The sequence below is a fragment of the Natronomonas moolapensis 8.8.11 genome (assembly GCF_000591055.1).
Taxonomy (GTDB): domain Archaea; phylum Halobacteriota; class Halobacteria; order Halobacteriales; family Haloarculaceae; genus Natronomonas; species Natronomonas moolapensis.
This window is the reverse complement of sequence record NC_020388.1, coordinates 252490-277094: the sequence shown is the minus strand read 5'-3', so window position 1 is coordinate 277094 and position 24605 is coordinate 252490. Positions and strand designations below refer to the sequence as shown.

23 protein-coding genes and 1 pseudogene are annotated in these 24605 nt (G+C 52.8%); 11 read left to right on the top strand and 13 right to left on the bottom strand.

The genetic code is table 11. The annotated features are described in order from the left end of the window. Positions 1 to 22: 22 nt before the first annotated feature. The 5 genes from NMLP_RS15760 to NMLP_RS01355 all read right to left on the bottom strand — a co-directional run bounded on the left by NMLP_RS15760 (position 23) and on the right by NMLP_RS01355 (position 7090). Positions 23 to 3607, bottom strand: a complete 3585-nt coding sequence (locus NMLP_RS15760) for an Eco57I restriction-modification methylase domain-containing protein (RefSeq protein WP_015408333.1) — start codon at positions 3605 to 3607, stop codon at positions 23 to 25. A gap of 78 nt (positions 3608 to 3685) precedes the next feature. Next, a complete protein-coding gene (locus NMLP_RS01370; RefSeq protein WP_015408332.1) occupies positions 3686 to 4240 on the bottom strand; it encodes a TATA-box-binding protein in 555 nt (184 codons plus the stop codon). A gap of 270 nt (positions 4241 to 4510) precedes the next feature. Next, positions 4511 to 5641, bottom strand: coding sequence for a type I restriction enzyme HsdR N-terminal domain-containing protein (locus tag NMLP_RS01365; RefSeq protein WP_152024084.1), 1131 nt, complete (start codon positions 5639 to 5641; stop codon positions 4511 to 4513). A 29-nt stretch (positions 5642 to 5670) separates the two neighbouring features. Further along, the gene (locus tag NMLP_RS01360; RefSeq protein WP_015408329.1) at positions 5671 to 6324 is read right to left on the bottom strand and encodes a hypothetical protein; all 654 of its coding nucleotides are present in this window, start codon (positions 6322 to 6324) and stop codon (positions 5671 to 5673) included. A gap of 97 nt (positions 6325 to 6421) precedes the next feature. Beyond that, complete coding sequence (locus NMLP_RS01355) at positions 6422 to 7090, bottom strand: LuxR C-terminal-related transcriptional regulator (protein ID WP_015408328.1); 669 nt, start codon at positions 7088 to 7090, stop codon at positions 6422 to 6424. 112 nt (positions 7091 to 7202) lie between these two features. On the opposite strand from NMLP_RS01355, the gene NMLP_RS14935 reads away from it, so the two are divergent. The 6 genes from NMLP_RS14935 to NMLP_RS01335 all read left to right on the top strand — a co-directional run bounded on the left by NMLP_RS14935 (position 7203) and on the right by NMLP_RS01335 (position 11411). Further along, on the top strand, positions 7203 to 7514 hold the full coding sequence (locus NMLP_RS14935) for a hypothetical protein (protein WP_152024083.1): 312 nt from the start codon (positions 7203 to 7205) through the stop codon (positions 7512 to 7514). Continuing rightward, a complete protein-coding gene (locus NMLP_RS01350; protein ID WP_015408327.1) occupies positions 7511 to 8038 on the top strand; it encodes a hypothetical protein in 528 nt (175 codons plus the stop codon). Before NMLP_RS14935 ends, NMLP_RS01350 begins: the two co-directional genes overlap by 4 nt. After that, entirely contained in the window at positions 8031 to 8813 is a 783-nt protein-coding gene (locus tag NMLP_RS14930; protein ID WP_152024082.1) for a hypothetical protein, read from the top strand. The genes NMLP_RS01350 and NMLP_RS14930 overlap by 8 nt, the downstream gene beginning before the upstream one ends. Next, positions 8803 to 9855: a SprT-like domain-containing protein gene (locus NMLP_RS14925; RefSeq protein ID WP_015408326.1), complete on the top strand. Its 1053-nt coding sequence runs from the start codon at positions 8803 to 8805 to the stop codon at positions 9853 to 9855. Before NMLP_RS14930 ends, NMLP_RS14925 begins: the two co-directional genes overlap by 11 nt. A gap of 63 nt (positions 9856 to 9918) precedes the next feature. Further along, complete coding sequence (locus NMLP_RS14920) at positions 9919 to 10386, top strand: hypothetical protein (protein ID WP_152024081.1); 468 nt, start codon at positions 9919 to 9921, stop codon at positions 10384 to 10386. A 2-nt stretch (positions 10387 to 10388) separates the two neighbouring features. Continuing rightward, on the top strand, positions 10389 to 11411 hold the full coding sequence (locus NMLP_RS01335) for a hypothetical protein (RefSeq protein ID WP_015408325.1): 1023 nt from the start codon (positions 10389 to 10391) through the stop codon (positions 11409 to 11411). Positions 11412 to 11923: 512 nt separating this feature from the next. On the opposite strand, the gene NMLP_RS01330 is transcribed toward NMLP_RS01335, so the two are convergent. The 3 genes from NMLP_RS01330 to NMLP_RS01325 all read right to left on the bottom strand — a co-directional run bounded on the left by NMLP_RS01330 (position 11924) and on the right by NMLP_RS01325 (position 15447). Then, complete coding sequence (locus NMLP_RS01330) at positions 11924 to 14641, bottom strand: phage NrS-1 polymerase family protein (protein ID WP_015408324.1); 2718 nt, start codon at positions 14639 to 14641, stop codon at positions 11924 to 11926. A 26-nt stretch (positions 14642 to 14667) separates the two neighbouring features. Continuing rightward, entirely contained in the window at positions 14668 to 14844 is a 177-nt protein-coding gene (locus tag NMLP_RS15335) for a hypothetical protein (RefSeq protein WP_160169572.1), read from the bottom strand. 243 nt (positions 14845 to 15087) lie between these two features. After that, positions 15088 to 15447: a hypothetical protein gene (locus tag NMLP_RS01325; RefSeq protein ID WP_049925981.1), complete on the bottom strand. Its 360-nt coding sequence runs from the start codon at positions 15445 to 15447 to the stop codon at positions 15088 to 15090. A 310-nt stretch (positions 15448 to 15757) separates the two neighbouring features. On the opposite strand from NMLP_RS01325, the gene NMLP_RS01320 reads away from it, so the two are divergent. The 3 genes from NMLP_RS01320 to NMLP_RS14915 all read left to right on the top strand — a co-directional run bounded on the left by NMLP_RS01320 (position 15758) and on the right by NMLP_RS14915 (position 17019). Beyond that, entirely contained in the window at positions 15758 to 16063 is a 306-nt protein-coding gene (locus NMLP_RS01320; protein ID WP_015408323.1) for a hypothetical protein, read from the top strand. Between the two features lie 2 nt (positions 16064 to 16065). Further along, positions 16066 to 16323 (top strand): hypothetical protein, encoded by a 258-nt coding sequence (locus tag NMLP_RS01315; protein ID WP_049925979.1) that lies wholly within the window; start codon positions 16066 to 16068, stop codon positions 16321 to 16323. Positions 16324 to 16440: 117 nt separating this feature from the next. Further along, entirely contained in the window at positions 16441 to 17019 is a 579-nt protein-coding gene (locus NMLP_RS14915) for a hypothetical protein (RefSeq protein ID WP_152024080.1), read from the top strand. 103 nt (positions 17020 to 17122) lie between these two features. Here the strand turns inward: NMLP_RS14915 and NMLP_RS14910 are convergent, their stop codons facing one another. From NMLP_RS14910 to NMLP_RS01305, 4 genes and pseudogenes are all read right to left on the bottom strand, one after another. Further along, entirely contained in the window at positions 17123 to 17683 is a 561-nt protein-coding gene (locus tag NMLP_RS14910) for a hypothetical protein (protein WP_152024079.1), read from the bottom strand. Between the two features lie 145 nt (positions 17684 to 17828). After that, complete coding sequence (locus NMLP_RS13980; RefSeq protein WP_076982674.1) at positions 17829 to 18830, bottom strand: tyrosine-type recombinase/integrase; 1002 nt, start codon at positions 18828 to 18830, stop codon at positions 17829 to 17831. Beyond that, complete coding sequence (locus tag NMLP_RS01310) at positions 18823 to 19158, bottom strand: hypothetical protein (protein ID WP_049925976.1); 336 nt, start codon at positions 19156 to 19158, stop codon at positions 18823 to 18825. The genes NMLP_RS13980 and NMLP_RS01310 overlap by 8 nt, the downstream gene beginning before the upstream one ends. A 54-nt stretch (positions 19159 to 19212) precedes the next feature. After that, positions 19213 to 19599, bottom strand: a pseudogene (locus NMLP_RS01305) (DUF7097 family protein); the annotation flags it as partial. Between the two features lie 161 nt (positions 19600 to 19760). On the opposite strand from NMLP_RS01305, the gene NMLP_RS01300 reads away from it, so the two are divergent. Continuing rightward, the gene (locus tag NMLP_RS01300) at positions 19761 to 21491 is read left to right on the top strand and encodes an excinuclease ABC subunit C (protein WP_015408320.1); all 1731 of its coding nucleotides are present in this window, start codon (positions 19761 to 19763) and stop codon (positions 21489 to 21491) included. A 14-nt stretch (positions 21492 to 21505) separates the two neighbouring features. Here NMLP_RS01300 and NMLP_RS14905 read toward each other — a convergent pair whose 3' ends face one another. Beyond that, on the bottom strand, positions 21506 to 21715 hold the full coding sequence (locus NMLP_RS14905; protein WP_015408319.1) for a hypothetical protein: 210 nt from the start codon (positions 21713 to 21715) through the stop codon (positions 21506 to 21508). A 121-nt stretch (positions 21716 to 21836) separates the two neighbouring features. Here NMLP_RS14905 and leuS point away from each other — a divergent pair, with 121 nt between their 5' ends. After that, entirely contained in the window at positions 21837 to 24539 is a 2703-nt protein-coding gene (leuS, locus tag NMLP_RS01295; protein ID WP_015408318.1) for a leucine--tRNA ligase, read from the top strand. Positions 24540 to 24605: the final 66 nt, after the last annotated feature.

The following is a 24605-nucleotide window of genomic DNA, read 5'->3' as shown; positions in this document are numbered from 1 at the left end:
AGTTTTCCTATCAAATATTTGATTAACTGCTCTGTAACTCTTTGTACTTTTCTTTCACAAGCTCGAAATAACTCTCTGTCATCTTACGAGGATTCCGAACTCTGTGAAAGTCGTCAAGAACGTACTCAACCTCTTTTTTATCAAGCCCGTATGCGTGGAACGCACCCGCATCAATCTCTGCCTGAAGCTTACGCCTTTCATCCTCGTCGGTAGCAGGCTCTATTCCATCAAGACGTTCACGCATCTCCCCAAACTCGTCTCCGTAACAATTGAGTTGTGCGGAGCGTGTCCAAATGTACTCAAACCAATCGTCGCCTTTTGTAAGTCTGGGCATCTGGGACTCTTTAAATTTGTACATCACTACTGTTGAGTCTATCTTCGTCCGCATCAGAAAGTCAAACGGTATACTATTGAGGAGACCAACTGCGACAAACAGCTCTCTATCGGTGAAGACTCTCTTATACACATCATGTAACGGTTTCTTAGAGAGATCCTCGTTATCTGGCTCTATTGTGTATGGACGTATCGTATGAAGCTTGTTATGACAAACAACGCCTTTTGGAATAACCGAGGCAATCATAGTCCGTTCATCATTGGCTCGTGCTATATCCCTGTAAACTATCCTGTACTCGGTACAGTCGAGAAGAACATCTGCCTCTGAAAGCTCCTCGCCACGATGCTGTCTCAGCATCTTGTTGACAAACTTCTTTTGCGAACCTGAACCATCGAATGCGTCATAGAGTCCACGTTTTAGTTTCCTGTAATTTTTCTCACGTATCCTCTGCTTCGCACTCGCATCGGGGTCTTTCTTACTCTCTACGCTCCAGAACTTCGCGGGTTCAAGATTTTCTATGTAATCTGGAGTGTATGCGTATTGGTAGATATTACTTCCACCCAGAACTGGATAATCTCCTTCATTTTCGCTTTCCACAAACCTATCACGGTCGTTGGTGCGGTCTAATTCGCGGTATGGATGAGCGTGCCAAGCCCCGTCTCTTGGCTCTGAAACAGGAGGATGCTCAAAGATCTTCTCTAATACCTCAACTTCTTCTCTTTCTTCCACATATGGGAAAATACGTGCTTCAGGCGAATACTGTTCAAGAACTTTTCTCGATATAGGGATACCTCCGTTTTCCATATCATTCAGTATACTGAGATCCCCGTCTCTATAACCGCCATAAATCTCGTTTGTTTCACCAGACGCTTTGAAAATGGGGATGCCGAAGACAAACCTATTATCTATATTATCGAATATTCCACGATTAGTAAATACGGGCAGAGATTGTAACTCCGTTTCGTTAAGCAGATTCATTCGTAAATCCTTCGCGGAAGCTCCGTTAAATATTACACCTGGTAATATCTGCCCGACGTAGCTTTCCTCTCGTGCCAGTTTGAATACACGCTCAAAGAACAGGGCTGAAAGGTCGTTTTCTGTTGTGCTCTTACTTCCTCCGACTGTTGGGCTCTGTAACTCGTAGTCAGGAGAATGAGTGTAGTATTCTCCACGCATCTCCATTCTCTCATTATACTCCTCCCAGCCTTGGCTTATCTCCTCACGTTCAAGCAACTCCTCCTGTTTTTTGTCTTTGTCCTCTGGCATTCGAGTCCTGAAAACCTCATCGTACTTAGAGAAGTAATCGTCTCGAAGTGGCTTGAGACGATCCCACGGCGGATTTCCTATCAGCACGTCGAATCCACCCTTTGAGTACACCTCAGCGAACTCAAGAACCCAATGAAACGGAGAGAACTCTTGTAAGTCTCCTAACCCCATATCCTCGTAACCCATCTCGTGGAACCGTTGGAGAATGTTCTCGTCAAAATCTTTGCTGTACTCCTGTATCAGTTCCTCTGCCTCTCTCCGCTTCTGCGACGCTACTTCACCACTCGACGCACTCTTATGTGCTTGTATAGCCTCCAGTACATCTCCGTACTTTGATTCCACCTTGTTCTCGACAGCTCCCCACTCTTCAAGAGTTCCTTGAATACTCTCCGTGTCGTCATCGTCAAGGAAGGAGACATACCCCATCAACGAGTTACCTTGCCTTATGTTGAAGTCGATGTTAGGCAGAGGCTCTACTTCATCAGGGTCATTCTCTATATCCGCAACCGTAGAGAGCCAAAGACGTAGCTTACAGATCTCAACGGCACCTTGGTCTATATCGACCCCGTAGAGATTGTTGAGGATGATTTCGTACTTAGCAAATAAGATGGCGTTCCCTCTCTCCTCTATTCTTTCGAGTTCATTTTGTACACGCCCTGTTCTTTTGAATGATTTTATATTTCGAAAGTGTTCAATACAGGAGAGATATGTGTCGATCAGAACTTCTTGGACGGCAAGGAGAAACGCACCACTACCCACGGCAGGATCGAGAATACTTATTTTTTTGAGTATATCAAAATAAAGAGTCTCAACGTGGTCGGTCTGTATACTATCGATTGTACCTGTCTTAGCTATCCCTCCGTCAGCAACGGCTCGGTCTCCAGATCCGTCCATCTCAGGGTCTAATCCGAACACCTCATCCAGTTCCTCATACGAGCTTCCCACCTCCTCATTGAGACTATCCAGAAGATAGGGATGAACTGTGTTCCAAGCCATAAACGAGGTGATTTCTTCAGGGGTGTAGTATGCCCCCATTTCTTTCTGATTGACCGATTGTTCGAAGATATGACCCAGTACTTCGGGAGATATGCGTTTCTCGTCAACTATATCTAACCTCTCGTCAACATGCCAGTTCCAATCGTCAAGAAAGTCAAGAGTCTCCCTATATAGGTCGTTCGTCTCTTGTTTGGAATCTCCTAATTTAGCTTCTGGAAATTCCTCTTCAATAGGACTCTGGCTAAAAAGACCACCGTTTAGATGGGGAACGTTCCCAAGTTTCTCTCGTCTTTTACCTTCTCCAAGAGCATCAAAGAATAACGGCTTGAGCCAAGACTCATACACGTCCTCTCCCTCCCCTACCGCAGACTGATGAATTTTGTCTAAGTAGCTCTGGTTGAGGTCAAGAAGCCCTTTCTCTTGTATGAAATAGAGGAACAGTAAACGGTCAAGTTGTACCTGAACGAAACGCTCCTTTGCGTCTCCTCTATTATCATCAATTCCCGATACATCCTGTATCAGGTCGGTACGTAAGTCTTCGAACTCCTCATAGAACTCGTCAACTACTTCTCTGGTATCGTAAAGCTCGTATATTTTGTATGGCTCTCCATATTCCAGTTCATTTATTTTTTCCAGCTTAGAGAACCTCTTACCGCCTCCAGAGACAATCTCATCCTTGTCAAAGCTAAACTGCTGGAAATTTATCGCCCCGTGTTCGTCGAAAGACCTCTTACGTGTCGTGAAGGTGAAGCTCTGATAATCAGGTGTAGCAACGAAATTAGTCCGACGCCTCGCATTGGTTCGGGACTGATAGTCGCTGGCAGATCTATTCGGCTCCGACTCGATAAGAATCATAAACTGCCCGTCGTCTATCTCTAAAACCAGTTCGTCGTCCCTATCGCTCAGACCTTCTCGCCTCTTCAAATTCTTTTTTTCTTCAAAACAATCCGCTATTTCTCCAAGTGAATCCCAGTCGGCTACGTCTTCGGCAGTGATTTGTGATGAGGGCATTATAGATATACTCTTACACCATCCTGATAGTCCTTGGGCTTAGTCAAAAGAGCATACAGCACATCTCTGCCAAGACATTTATTCAATTGTGATTGCCTCTATCTGCTCAGTGATATCATCAATGACTGACGAAACCTGTTTCATTTCAGCAGCTCCAGTACAGACAATCTTCCCGCTGGAGAAAACGAGCAGAACAGAGCCTTTATAACGGTGAATGAGGGCAGGGAACTGTTCAGGCTCGTATTCAGTTTGCTCTAATCCAAGTCCGATAGCGATAGTCTCTAATGATGCGAGTGAATCTAACTCAGCAGTTGCGACGATGTTGTTGATTTTAGCGGTAGGTTCATAATCAAACTCCAGCAGTTCTCGCATTAGAGCATTCACCCGCTCTACTAATTCGTCAAATTGTTTTGGAGATGTCGCTCCCACAATCGAACATTTTCCACTTCGATAGAACGATACGTAAGTATCGTTGGGGGCAAACCAGACCTGTAACCAATGGTTTTCATCAGGCTCGTAGGTAACAGAGTTGATTTCAGGTCGCTGTCTGAACGTCTCAGCCAACGCTGATAGGTCAAGCTCCTGCTGGTAGGTGATCGTCCCCGCAACGTTCGCAATCTCAAACCCTGCCACTACACGATATTTGCCAGTTCAGAGTAAAAAGACACGAGTTCCGAACGGGCTATTCTGGAACTGGTCGGAGGTCTCGCCAACGGAAGTCCTGTCGCTCGTCGTCATCAAACTCCACACGGTATAGCACATCATCACGGTCGTCGCCTGTCAGCACGCCTGCGTCGTCCTCTATTTTTGCGACGATTATGCCACAACGCCCGTGGTATTGCTCGAAATCTGGGTCGGCTTTATTAGGGATGTCAACTCGGACTTCCGTACCCTGCTCAACTCTCATCCTTCGATATTGATTTCCAGACCGCAAGCATCAGCCAGCCGTTCCATCTCTCGCTTCTTTTGACCCCAGCTCAAGTTAACCTCAAGATAGTAACCCTCCTCCAACTCCCGTGGCTGTGCCATCTCAGTATCGCTGTACGCTGGGCTGTCGTTGATGATAGCACGCTTTTCTGCGGGGATGTATGGGAGTGGCTGAACGGCGTCGATGAGGTCGTAGTTTTCCACGAGGTAGTTCACTACCGACGCCATCAGGTCGCTCTGAACGGAATCCTCGAACGTCTCAATAACGTTACCACCCTGAACGATTTCGACGGAGTACGAATCTGAAAGGGTTGGCGTATCTCCACTTGAACCGCCTGAGACAGGGGGCTCACCTACTTGATCCGTTGTGTCAGTGTCTATCTCGGCTTCGATGTCCGTGATGAGTCTGTCAATCATCTCTTTCGCTTGCGACCTCGCCTCTGGTTCGACGGCGTCAGAGATGGACTCAGTGAGCGTATCCACAACGGCTATGGCTAATTCTTCCTTCTCAGTAGTCAACGTCTCCCACGAGTCTCGCAATTCTCTGATGTGCTCAATAATAGTCCCAGATTCCTCCTCTTGGATAGTCTCTGTACAATACGCCTCAATAATACTGCCCTTATTTGGGAGTTGTTGGAGCGTCGTCTGCTCTACCGCCTCAATCTTGACATTCGTATCAATCACCCGCCGTTGGTAGAACTCGTACTTTTGTCCGTTAGTCAGGATTCCCCAGTTCACGTCTTCGCTCCGCATATACTCGCTCAGTTGCTCTCGATGGTCGGAAGTGAGTGTGGTGTCCAGCCCTTTTGCTTCAAGAAAAGCAACAGGTCGCCCGTCAAGTACGAGTGCGTAGTCAACTTTGAACACCTTTCCAAACGCATTCACAGAGTACTCCAATTCCGTGTTCATTGGGATCTCCCAGCCAAGTAGTTCGATAAAATCACGCAAAAGAGCCGCTTTCGTCGTTGCTTCGCCCATCTGCGGGGAATCTTCGATAACGGGTTTAGCGGACTCAACGTAGTCTTGTATTGATGTTGTGTTCATTATTACATAGAGACTAAATCCGTAGTTCAAAGAAATGTGGGCAAAGACCCCAGCTTCTACCACAGTACTTGTAGAGTCTCGGCATCAGGCATTCAGTCGTAGAACCTATCTATCTCCTCTTGAGGTGGTGTAAGTTCGGGATAGAAGCTATTGTCCATATGGAGCTTATTGTGGCAGGAACGGCAGACTGTGACCGTCTCTTCGGGGAAGTAACTCACATGATGCCGAATCGTCTCGTCCCAGTCGAGTCGTTCCTCGCACGTCTCACAGAACCGATTCGGTCGTCGCTCTTGCTCGCACTCTGTTGAGCAATAGTTCTTATTCTCGCGGATATCCTCATTACAGACGCGACAGTAGCCATCAGGAAATCCGAGTGGGTCGGAAAGTGTGTCTTCTTCCGTACTGAGTCCTGCCCCAAGTCCAGCATAGAAGCTCAACCGAAGTGGGATCTGGTGCTCCAGCAGTCGTTCCTCTTCCTCTTTGAGCATTCGCCGCTTCGCCCAGTCAGGCATTGTAAGGTCAATATTCCAGTAGAAGAGCGGACGGATATCTTCCCAGATCTTCACTTGGCGAGTCCCTCGCATATCCATAAACAGGGTTACGTCACCGAACTTCTGGTAGTAAAAGAGATTGGGCTTGTTTCGAGACTCCTGATATCCGATCTGCTTCAATTGAACTCCGTACTCACAGAGTTCATCATAAACGTCGGAGTAGACCTCGTTACCAAACTTGTCTTCTGGCTTCATATCTGAACAGTTCTTGGTGTATGATAGCAGTACACAAAATATGAATGTTATCACAGGGGGTTCTCCTGTGGAGCTACTACCTCTACTGTGTAGAAACTCAGTTGCTCGCCCCGAGTAGGCTGAGTGTCTGTTGTGCTGTTTGACGCTTCTGAGCGATATTTGAGAGGTGGGTATTGATAGTTTCTTCAGTTATTCCCAACCAGTCGGCAACCTGCTTATGAGAATGCTCACGGGTGAGCCACCAAGCTTCGTGCTCACGTACGGTTAACTGGGTATCATCAAGAGCTAATAACTGAGCATTCAATCGAGCAATCGCAGGTTGTAGGTTCTCGAACGATTCCTCGATGTCAAGTTCACCATCCACAGTTCGTCCGAGCGAGATCTCTTCCGAGGTGTCCTGTCGCAGTACCCAAAGATCAGTTTCGCTTCGATAGCGAATATGGACGTGCTGGTCATCCTCTCTGAGGGAGTATTCAGACTTCTCACAGCCATACTCCCCAATCGACTCGGGGACACCAATCCGCTGGTCGTCGAGATACAGCCGTATGCGTGCTTGTTCATTCACACGCTCAGAGTCGCGGATTGCCTCGGGCTCAATTGTCCCGACAGCATCTGGTGTATCTGAACTGGATAGGTCGAAAATCGACTCTGCGTACACTTCGAGAGCATTGTGGATGATTCTCGCTTTACTCTCCATTGGTAGTTCTTGTTCAATCGCGTTCAGCAATTCGGCTGTTGAGTCTCGGAGGTACGCACTTGTTCCCATAGCTGGTCAAAAGTAGCTATTTCTATGGATTAAACCTTCGGTTCTCGATTAGTCCAATAACTTAGTAGTTCAAATCATAACATTTATTAGTAGCTAATTCTATTGTTTTTCTATGGAAATAGCTAACAACGAAAGCAGTGAAACAATTGACGATGAGACGACAGATAGCCGAAAATTTGACCTTCTGCGGTCAGGTCTGGAAGTACTCACGGCACTGGAAGGGCGTGTTGAGAGTGGTAGTGATGTACAACCACAATTAGAGCAAGTCCGAAGCTACCTCGCCAAAGCAAGCCGAGAAGTAGGTACTGCTGAGTTTGACCGTAGTTTCTCGAAGGCGATGGGGATGGCTTCCAGCGTAGCAGTAGCTAATGGAGACGATGAACTTGCTGAGGATGCTCTGGAACTCGGGGGTGATCAACAATGATCGGAGAGGTCAACTGGGAAAGCGTAGAGTCTGAGGTCAGGAGTCTGGTTGATGCCCGAATTGAAACTGGAGAAGATAGGATCGAGATACGAAACCCAACTGACGAAGAGGTCGAGCAACTGTTTGAGTACACCAACAGCAGTGAACTCGTCCGTGGGTATCCAGTACCGAGCGAAGAGAAGCTCGTGCTGAAGTCCAGCGACGAGTCCAACGAACCGTACAAACAAGAGCAAGGGGTATCTGTCGACGAGTACGGTTGCTTGGAGGTTGAGAGCGAGCTACACACGTCTAACCTTGTTGCGTCCCTGAGTCAGGGTTATACAGAGACCTCCATTTACACGACTGGAGAACGGGCGATAGCTGTAACAGACGGTGGTGGTAGCGGTGCCACAGTTTACGACCTTAGCAAAACACCGATAGAGGCTGTCGTTGAATACTACTGGCAGTTCGACCGATGGACACTGGATTATCAAGATAGCCGTCTTGACCTTCGTGATGAAAGCGAGGTGAAAAACGATGCGTGAGAACGTAGATTCACCATCGGAGAACTCCTCTGATTCATCAACCGCGACTGACGGTGAGGTAGACACCAATACTGAACAACACAATCGCCAGCAGGTCAGGTGTAGTAATTGCGGTCGAACGAGGAATGTAGCTCACACCGCGGAGGCTGGAACAACGGTCGGCAACTACCTCGGACTTGTCGGCTCGTCCAGTGCGGATGTATGCGACCGCTGTTGGAATCGTGTTCCCGAGAAAATCACTCAAGACAGCGATTTCGGACTTCTGGAGTTTGAGGGGTGGGAACGAAAAATCACAACAAGTGAGTCAAGGTTCGTCTCCGCTACTTGGGAGTCTGGCAATCACACGGTTACTCTCGATGCGGTTGGGGACGGCAAGTGGACTGTCAGCTGGTTTGGTGAGGATGAAAGTCTTGGGCAGACTGACGACTGGTACAGTCGGTACGAAGCACGGCAGTTCGCAATCGACCAAATCCAGCAGATGGTTCGTCTCATCAAATCAGGGATGGGCTCTGCCTCAGGGCGTGTTGAGAGCGAAGATCGAGGAAGTGGAGACGCTGAGGAGAGCTCTGCCAGTGATTGTGATAGATGTGCTTCAATCGCTGAGACACATTGGGTAGTACAGGCAGAGACACCAGCTGGTAGGTATCTCGGACTCAGCGACGGCGAGACAACTGTCCTATGCGATGCGTGTATGCGGGAGGTAGCAGAGAGTATAGCCGATGAAGACGAGAATGCCCGCAACGAATCAATCCAAGGTGGTGAGAATGAGCGATGAGCGGTCATCCTCTCGGGTAGCCAATCCATCGCCGTCAGACTTGGAACACGACCGATTCTTGCTCTCGAATCGAGAAGCCGAGGTCGTCCGTCGTACTCGAACCAAGTCGTATGCCACAGTCGCTGACGAACTTGACATTTCAGAATCCACAGTCGGGACGTATCGAACACGAGCAACCGAGAGACTGGACGAGCAGGTGAAGGTAATTAGACGGATGCTTCGGCAACAGCAGGCTGACCAGCGAGAGGAGGGCATCAAGGAAATTGCTCGGGAAGCCGTGGAAACTCTCAGAGATTGTGGCGTTGAGGTAGAGTTCGAGATTGAGCCTGAAACAGATCAAGAGACAAATGCGTCCGTTGACGGAACTATACCCACTAAGCAACCGAAATCAGCCACAGCAACTGTGGATATGACACAGGGTGAATTGGGTGACGATCACGAGTACACTGAGCGTATCCGAGAGTATGCGAACGAGGTCATCAACGGCGACGAGTGGGCACTCTCTGCTGTTGACCTCTCGAAGGTGGTGTTCGAGACTCGAAAGAGGGCACGCAGACGGCACGGAGTAGCCGATTACAGCGGTGATAATCACGTTACTGTCGGCATCAGCGAACATACAATAGAGAACGCTGGCTTCGAAGCGGTAGAGGACACAATCAGGCACGAGCTGGTTCATGTCTGGCAGTACCAGCACCGAGGTGAGACAGTCGAACTCCCAAACGGAACGGTTGCCAGAGACGTGAGTACAGGTCATACAGGGAATTGGTACGAGTGGGAGGAGATTATGGGTGTTCAGCGGACGAACAGCCACTATTCCAAGTCCCCAGCAGACTACAACTACCGCATTTGGTGTACGTCCTGCCACAGGTTCATCACGGGCAAGCATCGGATGTGCTCGACGGTCAGATGCCACTCCGAATCACATCATGGCAAAGGTTGGTGCGGAGGCTGTGATGAGGAAGATACAGACGGCGGTACGTTTGTGGTAACCGACGATGATGATGAGTTCTACGATAATAAAGAATCCCACAGCGACTGGTAACGAGGTGTATCGGCAGACAAGCAATTCGGACATGTTGGCTTTTACAGCGGTTCGAGTCCGCTGGTGTCCCTCCGCACCGCAAGGTGCGTAGTAAATATGAACGATGCGAGAATCAAAGCACTGGAGCGACAGAGGTACAGCGATGTAAGTGAGCGACAGCGAGAACGAAACAGCGAGCGTGTTGAACATACCAGTAGCATCCTCTCTGAATTGAATGAACAGGTTGAGACCCCAACTGAGACGCTTGAAACCGCGAAGGAACTACTCTCCGTAGCTGGTTCGGAGACACGGACAGAAGGGTGTAATATTGCTCTGAGACACTGTCTGAAATTACTGCGTGAATCTGCTGAGGATTCTGGTCTTGCCGAATACTATCGAGAGCAAATGCTGAAAATGCCAGACGAGACTGTTTCTGAGTCGCTTTCAGTCGAGAAATACTGCGTTGACGAACAGGAAGAGCAGAGATGGAGACAAGAGTCTGTTCGCACAGAATCGGATTATGACGAGCGTCTCACAAACGGGGGTGAATAGATATGGCTGAGAGAAGATATGAGGGAGATCCGCTTGATGGAACGATGGAGTACATTACTGAGAAAGACCTCGACGAGAAATCGGAACGCCTCGAATCCCCTGCCGATGAGCACTCTGAGGGGGAGTTACAAGCAACCGATGCGTTGAGCCCTACACTAACAAAAGGGCAAAAAATAGCGAAGGTCTGTGTTGAGACAGGCATTACTGATACTGGGGAGCTCTATCAGGAGATAGAAGACAACCGTGGGTTCGATGTTTCTCAGTCATATGTCTCAAATGTTCTCAATAAAAATATAGACATTGACGGATTTAGCCTCCCAGACAATGGCAAACCTGAGTTTGACGAACCCGTTGATGAGACTCGTCAGGAAGTACTCAGAATAGGTCGACTCAACCAGAATGAGAGCTACCGCACAATCTACAATAAGTGTCGAGAACAAGGTCTCGATGTAACATATTCGTACGTCTGGGGTGTGGTGTCCGAGAATACGCCGAAACAGAAGAGGAAGCAGGATGGGACGAAGAAGCGTGCTATTATCCGAGCGTTCAACGAGACAAAAAAGACGGGGTCTGAGTTGCTTGAAGAAGTGCGTAAGCGTGGGTACGATGTCTCTAAAGCGATGCTACGCAAGACAATCAAGGAGATAGACGGGTATTGGGATGCGAAACCGAAGACAAAGAAGGAGAAGATTTGTGAGATCGCAGAACGGGTCGAGTATTCCAGCCACCGAGAATTAGCTGAACACATCAATCGTAACGAGGACTTCGATGTTGTCCGCACCTACGTATCTGAAGCTCTGAGAGAATCGCAGTCGAAGACACAGAGTGTGTACGTCGCAATCTTACGGACTGCCGAATCCATTGATGCGACCTCCTGCTTCACAAATGAAGAAGATGCGGTCGAATTTATCAAAGAGAGTATCGAGGATGAGAGGCACGAGTACGAGAAGATTGGTCAGCATACTTGGACTACGCATGGTCGAACGTGGAAGGTAGCTGAGAGTGAACTCAACGATGAACTCTGATAAGACAGTCTCTAAGTCATTTTCAGACCCCTGTCAGGAGCGGTACGAGAGGCACAGATGGAAATAAGAACGCTGGTAAGCACAACAAGAGCACTTTACCCCCTCACCTGTGGTTGGCACTTCCAGAGTTCGATTCTCTGGGCAGGGTTTCGATAGTAATATTTTCGGAGAATACTCCTCTACAACTACCGTAGCTAAAAACTAACAACACGGGGGGTCAGTTCTGACACATAGTGATGGCTATTAAACTCATTACCCCAGCGACGCTTCCGTTACGCCAATATTACACCCCAAAATCGCAGGACTGCTCTGATTTATTCACGATGTTACGATTAATTTATAATACCATAATATATTAAAAGAACAATATACGCTACTACCCATCATGAACATTCTCTCAACATTCACAAAGGGGGTGTAAAACACCGCAATGTCGTAACACCCCAGCTACGCGGTTTCGAGGCGTAATATAGGAGTCATTGTGGCGTAATGAGGGGCGTAACGGAGAGCAGTTAGTAAGAGAACGTCTCTGCCTCGAAGTCAGCCAGTTGCTCATCCAGCTCCTCAATGTCGAAGGCAACACAGCGGTTCAATTCTCGGTGTACCTTGCTTGTGTCAGTAACAAGCCCCCCCTCATCGTGTAATTCTTGGAACCGCTCCCGATAGTCGGTGTGACTGTCGAAGAAGTCAGCATTCACCTCTCTATCTTTGAGATAGCGACTGACCTCTGCGTGAGTATCTGGCAATTTCAAGCAGAGTTCATCGTTATCGTTGCCACGCTTTTCGACTATGTCGTAGTGGATCTCTTTCTCTATGTATCCCGCACGGGCAGAGCTTTCGACGAATCGTAAGAACTCCTCGACGTGGCTGATTCGTTCTTCCTGTCCGCTCCCTTCAATCACGTATTTCATTGCCTGTTCAATGTCCCTGTCTGTGATGTCTGGATCGGCATTAACCCGACTGGCGAGTAGCTGGAAGACAGCTAACCCGAATTTCACCATCGCCAGACTAACCTCCTCCAGTGGCTCAAGATCGGTTCGTCCCGTGCGTGAAAGGGCATCATACGTTGACTCCTTCGCAGATTCCCACGTTTGTTGAAACTCATCAGCGTCTATTTCAGTCAACAGAGTCCACACAGCCCGAACGTGCTGGGAGAAGTCGTAGCTATCAGGATGGACGATTTTTTGCGATGTCTCGTAGCTTTCGCCAGTCAGCCTTGACCATGCCTCTTGGGTCTCATCGTGAGTTTTCTTGAGTCTCACTCGGATTGCCCGCCGTTGCTCGGCGTTGCCCTGTATCTGTTGCTCACCAGAGAGGACAATTGGAGCTGTCAGCGAATAGCTCTCTTCTGACTGGTCTTGCCTTCCTCGCGTTACGTCAACCCCTCGTGTATGCTTCCGAAACAGGTCGTGGAAACGGTCTGCCTCGTATTTGGACATCTCGGCGGGCTTGTACTCATCGAACCAGACAGGGATATTGGTCGTCGCACTCATATGCCGAATAAGCGAGAAACGGGTCGTCTTCGGGCTGGCTGGCTCAGGATCGAGTCCGAACAGTTGCGACAGTAGTTGTAGCAGGGCTGTCTTTCCCGCTCCAGTCTCACCTGTGACCGTTAGTGCTGGCAGTTCGCCTTCTTCGCTCCTGATATGTGGGGCAAATAGCGACCCATACCACCAGCCAAGGACTGGCAATCCCCGTTCCTTCTCCCGTATCTGTGGGAGAAGTTCAACGATACGCCTGACCTCCTCTTTGTCGTAATCACCAAGATCGTCAAGAGCGAACTTTCGTTCGAGGGCTGTCCCCTGATCCACGTATCGGAACGTTGGTTCATCGACACCGAGTACCCCCTCTGGCGTGACGATCTCTCCATCCTGTAAGCCGAGTTTCTTTGTTAGGTGGCGTACTGGGGCTTCCTGCGTGGCGACGACCTGACGGAGGGTGTTGAGCTCTCTGATACCGCCCTCGAAGATGGTAGTTCGACCTGTTACAACCTGCTTTCGGAATGCTCTGGTCTCGTTGAAAACGGTAAACGGGACAACCGCTTCATATTCATCCTCTACCTCGGAGCATGGTTGAATAGTCAAATCAACCTGCTTTCCCCCATTTTTGTCAACGACGTATGCGTTCACGTCCAGATGGAAATTGGTTATTCGGTCGTGATACACTTCACCGTCGTTGTTTTCACGCTCTTTATGATACCCATCGTCACGTTTCAGAATTGTGCTGTCCTCTCCAACGTGCCTCGCATCGTCGTTTTTATTATTACTACTCTGTGGAGAATATACTTCAGAACAGTTCTCAATCGCTTTCCGTACCGTCCTCTCTCGATAGTCCTCACGGTCTCGCCACTTGTCTCGTCGTCCGAGTCCACTCTGAGAGAACATCCGCTCCATCTGCTGAGGATCACACTGTGTCCAGTATGCCAGATGTTGTAGTAACGCCATATCTGCCCGACTATGGTCATTGTCATGGAGAGACGTATCCCCATCCCATAGTCGCTCAAAGGTGTCGCCATTCTCAGCGTCCTTGGCTCTCTCAAGTAACTCCTCATCGTTGAGGTTGAGGTCTGTCTCTGACTCTGGTGTCAAGGACTCCGCTCTGTTGTCTTCCTTACCGACGTACTCATCGTGGATGTCCAGCAGTTCACTTGGTCGGGATTTGATAGAGGTCGGCGTCCCCTCCACGTGGTCGCCAGTAAATGTGAAGTAGCGGGTACTGTCGTAGATTTCAATCTCTGCTTCGTCAAATTGGGAAAGAGTCGAAGCGATATCCTTCTGGCGATTCCGAGCATCGTTCGGAAGTGCCCCTTCGACAAGGACGTGTAATCCCGTGCCACTTGGCGACACCTCTGCGTACGAATCAAGCGTCTCTACAATATCAATTGCCCATCCCTCAACATCTCCTGTCTTGGGGTCACGACAGTTATCAAGGTCGACACCAACCAAATCCCCGAACCCCAGAGCGATCCCGAGTCCTGAAACGTCGGACTTGCCTTGCTCGTAGCACGTCTGTGCTGTGTTATAATCTATCCAAACTGCTGGATCCGTCCCGTCTGCTATTCTCTCTGTACGTGGGTCAACTGGAACTTTCCTTGGCTTGTCGTCCTCTTCGCTTTCCTCAGATCGCCAGCAGAGCCAGCAGTTCTCATCCTGATACTCGGTCAGTAACGATTCGTTACGAATATGCGATAGTTCTATTACATTTGAATGTATAGTATTGCGTGTAGTCATAGTAGTTCACCTTTTGTTGTGTAGTCTTAGTTGTCATCGTGGTCTGGAATTGGGTAGAGCTTGAGATGCTCTCTTCCTTCGTTGTCGGTCGATTCTTGAATCAGGTAGGCAACCGTCTTGTCGTCACGGAAATCGGATGGGATTGTTACCTGTCCTGTGCTTGTAACGTCTCTTCTATATGTCGGTTGTATGTTACTACTCATACAATAATACTGATAGGACTCCAATTATAAAAATCTTTATCAAATATAGACTCTAAGTTAACTGGATATTGTATAATATATCCTAATCGTGGATGTCTCTACGAAAGGCGTGTAGAATATCGAAATAATAGTCAGATGCGTACAGCAACAGGTTTGACCTTACCACGAATCAGTGGTAAAGACGCACCCGCCGTTCGTTACTACACGCTCTTTCCAAAGATCGGCTCTAATGATTCGACCACATCACCCGTCTTGTACCTGCTTCTCCAGCTTCTTGAGACGGCTCTCAAATGCGTCAAAGTACTTGTCTGCGTACTCCCGCCATTTCCAATCTGGGGTAGCTAATCGTGAATGCTCATCCTCGTACTGCTCAACCTTTGAGGGCACTGCCCGCCAGTGGTATGTGGGGTTGACCCCTTGACCGTACTCCTGATGCTCTGTTTTTCGTATCAACCCCCCCTTCCGCATCTTGCTGAGTCGATACTGAATCTGTTCCTTAGTCATTCGTGAATACCTCGTCTCAATCTCTCTCCGCTTCACGGGAATATTCTGTTCTCGAATGAAGTATAGAATAAACTGTGATTCCAGATCTAACCGTTCCATATCCCCAAGTAATGACAAATACCCTATAAGTATTACTCAGAGCAAAGGACAGCTCCGACATATTGTGCCACCACGCCACCTGTCGACCGATGTGGAGTTACATGGGGAGATGGCGTCTCAACAAGTACTATAATAGGACTGTTCGCTGTGCCAGAGACACCAATGTGTAGCAACAAGGGAAGACAGATGATGCGTGAGGTCTCTGAGCATCGAAAGGGACGCAGAGTAGTATAATATATTTGGTAGTTAAAAATTGGTAGACGATAGTCAGATCGGCGCTCTTAATATAATTTCACGGTTATGTACCAGTATGGCTTCTGAGGGAGAACGCATCAAAAGAGAAATTCGTGCGATCAAGGAGGTGGTGGCTGTCAAGAAGAATATGAGCAAGACAGGGGACTGGCAAAACATAACCCAGACTCATCTTGAGACCTGTGTCCCCCCCGAATACCAGTACCTCGAAGAACTCGAAGAGGACGCTTTAGAAACGAGAAAGAAGCGATTGGAAGCGGATTTAGAGGACTTGGAACGGAGGAAAGACGCATGCGAATTTAACCGAGACGTAGAGCTACATCGAGGACGCCGAATCAACGAGGAGGACGGAGACGGTGAGTGAGTATGTTGGAGATCTTCAGCAGTTTGTTATATGACGTGCTATACTACGGCACGCAAGCGGTCGTATTCGGTTTTTTGATTTGGTTTATGATTTTCAGGATGGAGCAGTTTGTGAATCTGGTGGTATCAGGTGGGTTGATTATTGCTGTCGGGGCTGGATTCGCCGTTGTAGCCTTGCCTCTGCTTTTCATTTCCCCGTTGCTGGTTCCAGTCGCACTAATCGTAGTAGTGATCGCACCGCTCTGGCTTGTGTTCAAATAATAATTCAGCTACTGAGCACGTTAGACGAGGTCTGGTCGCTGGACTCGGTATCGTACTGTTCGTGGAATGAGGTGGCACTCGGATTTTATTTACTCGCACCCGCAATCCACGTATTAAATGAATTGGAGAACAGCGATAGCCAGCATTGTTTTAGGGCTAATTACTACTGCCCTCGCTGAGCTCTTAGGTATCTCTCAACGAATTAATCCAGTTGATACGGGAGTCCTCAGCAACGTATGGGTTCGCAGTGCTGGAACCACTATCATCGTCGTACTCGTAATTTACGCTGTGCTCAGTTACCTCAACAAACGCAGGAAGAAGTTCAGGAAACAGAATGCCCCTGCTGGGTTTGTATCGAAGAGCGAACCAAGGACAGTACACGCTGAGTGCGAGATTGAGAAATTCGGCGTCAAATGGAAAGGCAAGTACGGTACATTCCGAGACCGCTCATACACCAGTCGAGACGACGATTATGTATATGTCGAAGGACCGTTTTGCCCAGATGACGACCGTAAGCTGAAATCTCGAACCGTTCCAAAATGGTTTGTTTTCGACCAGAAAGCATGGGTGTGCCCGCATTGCGGCAAGGAGTACCCACGTTCCACTACTCACTATCTTACCGAAGACAGCGTGGTCGAAGACGAAATGGAACGACTATTCGAGCAACAACGTGCTCAACAGCAGAATCGTCGCTAAATCCCTATATCAATGAACCGAGTCCAGATGTCCCTATCTGTACGGTGATTTATTAGATCGAATGTATTGGAGAAGGAAGGTATCGCAATCTACTGCTTAATGATTAATCTGACCTGTATCCGACTCCAAATAAGGTTGCTACGGAGAATACTGTCTTCAGTATCTTTTCAGCATCGTCTTTTAGCATTTCATTCGTTGTGGGGGCAACTGACTCAGGTTCGTTACGAGCGTTAGTTACTTTTCTGCGTGATAGGCTGTCTTCGTCTGAGGGGTCTCGAAAATGAGCTACTGGATTCCTGAGATTATGAAGCTCATCCAGCGGGACTCCACTAACTTCATTTGGATCCACAATATCCCGCTCGGTGAGGAAATTGACAGCGTCGTGGTATCCAAGCAGGTCATCTTCTGTAAATTCACCTGCGTCGTGTGCCATAGCACAGATTGACTGCTCTATAAACGACTGACTAAGCAGTATGGATCCAGAGAATGTACCATAGATGTAGGAGAGTTGTGAATCTTCATAGAGGGTTAGTGCTTTTTCACCTCCGAACATCGACATCCCGTGTGAGTACTGCGGTCTGTGTTCAGAAATCCACTTGGCTCGTTGATTCATACCCTCTCGTTCGGTTTCAATAAGTTGGTCAATATAATCCTCTGCTTCCATATTGATTAGGTTTTGTTCCATATTGTTAATAATCCTATGTGTGCTTGTTAGATATTGATGGCTTGTATAGAGAGGCTGTACTCGCAAGTCAGCAGAAACTACTGAGCGTAACTTAGACGAGTGCTGATCAAACAGCGATGAACGATTAGTGAATGAATCGTTCCCAAGCCTCCTTTTTATCAGAGGGTAAAAATTTCGTATAGGAACTCAAGCTCGATTCATCCGCATGACCCATCAATTCAGCCAGCAGAGCGAGATTTATTCCATTTTTACACGCACGCACAGCAAATGAATGTCGATATGCCTTAGCGTTTATTTCAACCATTTCACGCGTCTTACTCTTCATCTCACCTCTCAGATAATTATTTGCTTCCAGTTCATATCCAACAGTCTGAATATCCGCTCTATCAGCTAATCTCTTAATCTGTCTGTTCACCGTTCCCTGACTCATTTTTTCAGTCCGCTGTGTCGGAAACACGTATTCAGAGGAATGGCTACTATTACCGTATGCGTCTCGTTTGCCCTTGTAGAGCCAGAACACCCACTTACTCCTTGTTGTAGGTGAGAGGTAAACGTCTCTTTCGTGATTCTCTCGTTTCGCGGTTTGAACCGTAACTTTGCGATTCTTGATGAGCTCCGTCTTGTCTATTTCTGAAAGAGTCAATCGACGTAATTCTGCTGGTCGGCAACCTGTATCCCATAGCGTGCGTAAAACTACATCATCACGTGGATTCTCATTCTCATCCAGCAACGCTTCGTGTTCCTCTTCAGTAATGTAAGGAATGTCTTCTCCAGTTTCCTCCTCCCACTTGAGACCATCATCCAGATCGGCAGAGTAGATAGACATAGGGTTCCCTTTGTTGAACAGAGCATCCCATCCGTAACGACGTTCAACAGCGTAACGGATTAGCTCACGAAATGCCATTACATGGTTTTTCACCGTGCTATCAGCCCAATCTGTATTATCCTGTAAGTAGTCCTGAAAATCCTCTATATCCTGACCTCGGAACTCAACTTCCTCAGGATTCAGATTCTCTTGTTCAAGAAACCCGTCTAAATGCTCAGTCATACGCCTACACGTACCGAACCAAGACTCATCTAAATCCGACTTATCCTCTAAGAAATCTGATACAACTTCCTCAGTCATCATCACCACCGAATCGCGTTTTAATGAACGTCTCCAGTCTATCCGCCGTTTCCTCTAACTCCAGACTCGTCGCCTGCGTGTTGTCGATTTTTTCGTTCAGTTCTTTTATTTCAGCAATATCAGACGAGAGATTCTGAATGTCTTGACTCATCTGGAGGATAGCGTCTTCTGGACTGTACTCCTCTGTATCGGTAGATATTCTATCCTCAACTGCCTGTTCAACTAAATCCGTAGTATCACGGTAACGGTCTTCATCTTCCGCGTGTTCCTGCCACTTCTCTTTTTGACTGGACTCTAATCTAATCAGTATCTGGTCGTCCTTGACCATACTAACACGTAACACACCTGCGTATTAAGCCTGTATATACGATCCCAGTTGGTAGGCGTGACACCACCGACACAGCGACACCGTGATCTCGTGTGTCAGTTCGGCCCGGTCGTCGTCGGCGTACTCGAGGTGGTGCTCCTCGAGGAGCGGCCGGGGGTCCTCGCCCGCCAGCCGTCGCTCCGCGAGCCCACAGCGGCGACACGTCCGCGCGGCGTCGGTCGCGCGGAACTTCGGGCAGTCGGCCCACGCCCACTCCCCCTCGGGGTCGGCGGCCGGACACCGGAAGCCGTCGGCGCGACGCGCCTGCGCGAACTCGGGGTCGTTGTGGCCGTACTCGGCGGCGTACCGGCAGCGCCCGTCGTCGGTGAGAAAGTCGCACCGCTCGACGACCGCGTAGGGATCGTCGACGCCAACGGACGTACCCTGCGGCGTTTTTTCCATGTTCGGAGGTCGTCCGCCGGCCACCTGAACGTTCGGTCGGTCCGCACCTCTCTGTGACCCCGCCCGTCCCGGTGGCTTCGGCCGTTCCGTCGGCTCGTCTGCACCCCGAGCGGTCGTTGCGACGCGTTAGGCTGATACGACCGCGGCCTCTCGATCCGGGTATGGACGCGGCGGCGGTTCGCGAACGGACGTCGGCGCTGCCCGACGATCCGGGCGTCTACCTGTTCGAGGCCGACGACCGGACGCTGTACGTCGGGAAGGCACTCGACATCCGCGAGCGGGTCCGCTCGTACGCCGACCCCCGAAGCGAGCGGATCCGCCGGATGGTCGAGGCCGCGGCCCGGATCGACTTCGCCGTCACCGACACCGAGACGCAGGCGCTGTTGCTCGAAGCCAACCTGATCAAGCGCCACCAGCCGCGGTACAACGTCCGGCTGAAGGACGACAAGTCCTACCCGCTCGTTTCGGTCACCCGCCACGAGGTCCCTCGGATCGAGGTCACCCGCGACCCCGACGAGGGCGCAACGGCCTTCGGCCCCTTCACCGACAAGGGACGCGTCGAGACGGTCCTGAAGGCGATCCGGCGGGTCTACGGCCTCCGGGGGTGTTCGGACCACAAGTACGAGGGGCGCGAGCGCCCGTGTCTCGATCACGAGATGGGGCTGTGTAGCGCCCCCTGTACCGGCGAAATCTCTCCCGAGTCGTACGCCGAGGACGTCGAGTCGGCGATCCGTTTTCTCGAGGGCGAGACAGGCGCGCTGGCCGAACCGCTCCGTCGGCGGATGGGGGCGGCCGCCGAGGAACAGGCCTTCGAGCGCGCGGCGGCCCTGCGGGACGAACTCGACGCCGTCGAGGCCTTCCACGGGGGCGGCGGTGACGCCGTGGTCGGCGATAGCGAGGAGCGCGTCGACGTCCTCGGCGTGGCCATCGAGGGCGAAAAAGCGACCGTCGCCAGGCTCCACAGCGAGGGCGGCAAGCTGGTCGACCGCGAGCGCCACCGCGTCGACGCGCCCGACGCCGGCGCGGGCGTCGACGCGCTCCTCGCCGCCTTCGTCCCGCAGTTCTACGCCGACCGCCCGCTGCCCGACGCGTTGCTGTTACCGGAGCGCTACGACGACCGCGACCTCGACCGGTGGCTCGACGCCGAGGGCGTCTCGGTGCGGGTGCCCGGCGCGGGGCGGGAGGCGACGCTCGTCGAGTTGGCGATCAAGAACGCCAGCCGCCGGGCGGGCGGGGCCGACCCCGCTGGCGACCTCGCCCGGCGGCTCGGGATCGGTCGGATCGACCGGATCGAGGGCTTCGACGTGAGCCACGCCGGCGGCCGGGACGTCGTCGGAAGCGACGTCGTCTTCGCCGACGGCGACCCCGAAAAGCGCGGCTACCGCCGCCGGAAACTCGACGAGACGAACGACGACTACGCGAACATGAAGACCCTGCTGCGGTGGCGCGCCGAGCGCGCGGTCGAGGGCCGCGACGACCGTCCCGACCCCGACCTGCTGTTGATCGACGGCGGCGACGGCCAGCGCAACGCCGCTTGCGAGGCGATCGAGGCGGTCGGGTGGGACGTTCCCGTGGTCGCCCTCGCGAAGGCCGACGAGCGCGTGATCACCGACGACGGTGCCTGTGCGTGGGACGACGACGATCCCGTCTTGCACCTCCTCCAGCGCGTCCGAGACGAGGCCCACCGCTTCGCCGTCCAGTACCACCGGACCGTCCGAGACACGGTCTCGACGCCACTCGACGAGGTTCCGGGCGTCGGCCCGGAGCTCAGAGACCGGCTGCTCGGTCGTTTCGGCAGCGTCGAAGGCGTCCGCGCCGCCTCGGCCGGGGAACTCGCGTCGGTCGAGGGCGTCGGCGAGGCGACGGCCGAGGCGATCGACCGGTCCTTATAAACGGCCCCCGGAACTCATTCCCAGGAGACGCGCCGCCGGACGCCCTTCAGCGTCCGCGAGATCGTCAGGGCCACCGCGAGGAACGGCACGAGCGGGAGCAACACGACCAACAACAGCGCCGCCGCCACAACTTTCGGGTTGGCCAACTGGTCGCTTTCGCTCGCCGGATTCCGCACCGACCGCACCGCCCCTCGCAGCTGCCCCAGTGTGGTATTTTGGACCATATCCCACGCTTGGGCCCGCGACGGTATGACGTTTTACCCTCGTTCCCAGTTCGTGGGCACGTTGCGGCCGGATGGAAAGTTTAAGGGCCGAACCGCCGGAACGTCGGGTAACTTCCTCTCTATGCACGACGACGGATACGACCACGCCGCGGTCGAACGACGCTGGCAGGAGGCCTGGGACGACGCCTCCGTGTACCGGACTCCGGACGACGTCGAGGACCCGACGTACGTCCTCGGGATGTACCCCTACCCGTCCGGACAGCTTCACATGGGCCACGTCCGGAACTACACGATCACGGACGCCTACGCCCGGTACCGGCGGATGCGCGGCGACGACGTCCTCCACCCGATGGGGTGGGACGCGTTCGGGCTCCCCGCCGAGAACGCCGCCAAAGAGCGCGACACCAACCCCCGCGATTGGACCGTCGACTGCATCGAGACGATGAAAGGCCAGATGGAGTCGATGGGATTCGGCTACGACTGGGACCGCGAGATCACGACCTGCACGCCCGAGTACTACAGGTGGAACCAGTGGCTCTTCGTGCGGTTCCTAGAGGAGGGGCTCGCCGAGCGCCGCGACGCCGAGGTCAACTGGTGTCCCGAGTGCGAGACCGTCCTGGCCGACGAACAGGTCGAGGGCGACGACGAACTGTGTTGGCGCTGTGACACCCCCGTCGGGACCCGCGATCTCGAGCAGTGGTTCCTGAAGATCACGGAGTACGCCGACGAACTCCTCGACGACATCGACGACCTCGCAGGGTGGCCGGACTCCGTCCGGCAGATGCAACGCAACTGGATCGGCCGCCAGGGCGGGACGGAACTGCCCTTCGAGATCACCGAGACACCACGCGCCCCCGATGGACGCGACGAGGGAACCGAACCGCAGGCGTACGGGAGCGTCGAGGCGTTCACCACCCGGGTCGATACGATCCACGGCGCGACTTTCTTCGCGCTCGCGCCGGATCACCCGATCAGCGAGTCCCTTGCGGAGACGGACCCCGACGTCCGCCGGTTCGTCGAGGAGGAGGCCGACCCGGACGGCGACGAGCCGAACGGCGTCGCGACGGGGCTGACGGCGACCAACCCGGCCACCGGCGAGGCGATCCCGGTGTACGTCGCCGACTTCGTCCTCTCGGAGGTCGGCACCGGCGCGCTGATGGCCGTCCCGGCCCACGACGAGCGCGACCACGCCTTCGCGAAAAAGAACGGCCTCGAGATCCGGCCGGTGGTCGCCCCCGAACCGGAGGCGGGCGAGGAGCCGACCGTCCCGGACGTCGAATCGGCGGCGTTCACCGAGGACGGCGTCCTCGTGAACTCCGGGACGTACGACGGCCTCGACAGCGAGACCGCACGCGATCGGCTCACGGCGGACATCGAGGGGGCGGAGACGGCCACCCAGTACCGGCTCCGCGATTGGGGCATCTCCAGACAGCGCTACTGGGGTACCCCGATCCCGATCGTCCACTGCGAGGCGTGCGGGGCGGTTCCGGTCCCGGACGAGGCGTTGCCGGTCGAACTCCCCGAGTTCGTCAACACCACCGGCAACCCCCTCGACGCCGCCGAGGAGTGGAAACGGACGACCTGTCCCGACTGTGGCGGCGACGCCGAACGGGAGACCGACACGATGGACACCTTCGTCGATTCGTCGTGGTACTTCCTGCGATACGTCTCCCCGGAACTCGACGAGGCCCCCTTCGACCGCGAGCGCGCCAACGACTGGATGCCCGTCGACCAGTACGTCGGCGGCATCGAACACGCCGTGATGCACCTGTTGTACTCGCGGTTCGTCACGAAGACGCTCGCCGACCACGAGGGGCTCGATCACCGCGAGCCCTTCGAAAACCTGCTCGCACAGGGGATGGTTCAACTCGAAGGCGAGAAGATGTCGAAATCGAAGGGCAACGTCGTCTCCCCGCAGGCGATCGTCTCGGAGTACGGCGCCGACACCGCGCGGCTGTTCACGATGCAGGCCGCCCAGCCCGAGCGGGACTTCGATTGGTCCGAGCAGGGCGTCCAGTCGGCGTACGCGTTCCTCGCGCGGCTGTCGGAACTCGTCGAGGCCTACGCCGCCGGGGGTATCGAGACGACGGACGAAGCGGGTCCGATCGCCGACTACCTCGAAAGCGAGACCGAGGCGGCCGTCGTCGTCGCGACCGAGGAGTACGACGAGTTGGTGTTCAACACCGCCGTCCGCGGGGCCCAGTCGCTCGTCGGGACGCTCAGACAGTACCGCGAGTACGCGGCCGTCCACGGGGAGAGTTTCGAGCGCGCGCTGTCGGTCGCCGTCCGGTTGCTCGCGCCCGTCGCCCCCCACGTCTGCGAGGAGCTCTGGGAGACGCTCGGCGGGGACGGCTTCGTCGTCGATGCCGCCTGGCCCGAGGCCGACACCGACCGCGAGACCGTCGAGAAGCGGCGGCGCCTCGTCGAGAACACCCGCGAGGACGTCCGCCAGATCGTCGACGTCGCGGGCATCGACGACCCCGAGCGAATCGACATCGTCGTCACCCCCGCCTGGAAACACGAGGCGTTGAACGTCGCCATCGACAGCGACGCGCCGAACGTCATCGGCGAGTTGATGCAACGCGACGACATCAAGCGCCACGGCGACGCGGCCGCCTCCTACGGCCAGACGCTCCAGGAGAACCGCGAGGCGCTCCAGCGGACGCTCGATCCCGAGGCCGAACTCGAAGCGCTCGAGGCCGCCGCCTGGCTGATCGAACGGGAGTTCGACGCCGAGGTGCGCGTCCTCGCCGCCTCCGAGGCCCCGGACGACGTGGCGAAACAGGCCGAACCGTCGCGGCCGGCGATCGACATCGAGGAGTAGTCGCGCGGTTTCGGATGGCCGGGGCGGCCTCCGGCGGTGCGGGAGCCGCCCGGCCGACGTCGCGTC

Bases quoted from the DNA above. Each gene is read 5' to 3' on its own strand.
- NMLP_RS15760 (WP_015408333.1), bottom strand. From the start codon at position 3,607: ATGCCCTCATCACAAATCACTGCCGAAGACGTAGCCGACTGGGATTCA.
- NMLP_RS01360 (WP_015408329.1), bottom strand. From the start codon at position 6,324: ATGAAGCCAGAAGACAAGTTTGGTAACGAGGTCTACTCCGACGTTTAT.
- NMLP_RS01355 (WP_015408328.1), bottom strand. From the start codon at position 7,090: ATGGGAACAAGTGCGTACCTCCGAGACTCAACAGCCGAATTGCTGAAC.
- NMLP_RS14935 (WP_152024083.1), top strand. From the start codon at position 7,203: ATGGAAATAGCTAACAACGAAAGCAGTGAAACAATTGACGATGAGACG.
- NMLP_RS01350 (WP_015408327.1), top strand. From the start codon at position 7,511: ATGATCGGAGAGGTCAACTGGGAAAGCGTAGAGTCTGAGGTCAGGAGT.
- NMLP_RS14930 (WP_152024082.1), top strand. From the start codon at position 8,031: ATGCGTGAGAACGTAGATTCACCATCGGAGAACTCCTCTGATTCATCA.
- NMLP_RS14925 (WP_015408326.1), top strand. From the start codon at position 8,803: ATGAGCGATGAGCGGTCATCCTCTCGGGTAGCCAATCCATCGCCGTCA.
- NMLP_RS01335 (WP_015408325.1), top strand. From the start codon at position 10,389: ATGGCTGAGAGAAGATATGAGGGAGATCCGCTTGATGGAACGATGGAG.
- NMLP_RS01330 (WP_015408324.1), bottom strand. From the start codon at position 14,641: ATGACTACACGCAATACTATACATTCAAATGTAATAGAACTATCGCAT.
- NMLP_RS15335 (WP_160169572.1), bottom strand. From the start codon at position 14,844: ATGAGTAGTAACATACAACCGACATATAGAAGAGACGTTACAAGCACA.
- NMLP_RS01325 (WP_049925981.1), bottom strand. From the start codon at position 15,447: ATGGAACGGTTAGATCTGGAATCACAGTTTATTCTATACTTCATTCGA.
- NMLP_RS01320 (WP_015408323.1), top strand. From the start codon at position 15,758: ATGGCTTCTGAGGGAGAACGCATCAAAAGAGAAATTCGTGCGATCAAG.
- NMLP_RS01315 (WP_049925979.1), top strand. From the start codon at position 16,066: ATGTTGGAGATCTTCAGCAGTTTGTTATATGACGTGCTATACTACGGC.
- NMLP_RS14915 (WP_152024080.1), top strand. From the start codon at position 16,441: ATGAATTGGAGAACAGCGATAGCCAGCATTGTTTTAGGGCTAATTACT.
- NMLP_RS14910 (WP_152024079.1), bottom strand. From the start codon at position 17,683: ATGGAAGCAGAGGATTATATTGACCAACTTATTGAAACCGAACGAGAG.
- NMLP_RS13980 (WP_076982674.1), bottom strand. From the start codon at position 18,830: ATGACTGAGGAAGTTGTATCAGATTTCTTAGAGGATAAGTCGGATTTA.
- NMLP_RS01310 (WP_049925976.1), bottom strand. From the start codon at position 19,158: ATGGTCAAGGACGACCAGATACTGATTAGATTAGAGTCCAGTCAAAAA.
- NMLP_RS01300 (WP_015408320.1), top strand. From the start codon at position 19,761: ATGGACGCGGCGGCGGTTCGCGAACGGACGTCGGCGCTGCCCGACGAT.
- NMLP_RS14905 (WP_015408319.1), bottom strand. From the start codon at position 21,715: ATGGTCCAAAATACCACACTGGGGCAGCTGCGAGGGGCGGTGCGGTCG.
- leuS (WP_015408318.1), top strand. From the start codon at position 21,837: ATGCACGACGACGGATACGACCACGCCGCGGTCGAACGACGCTGGCAG.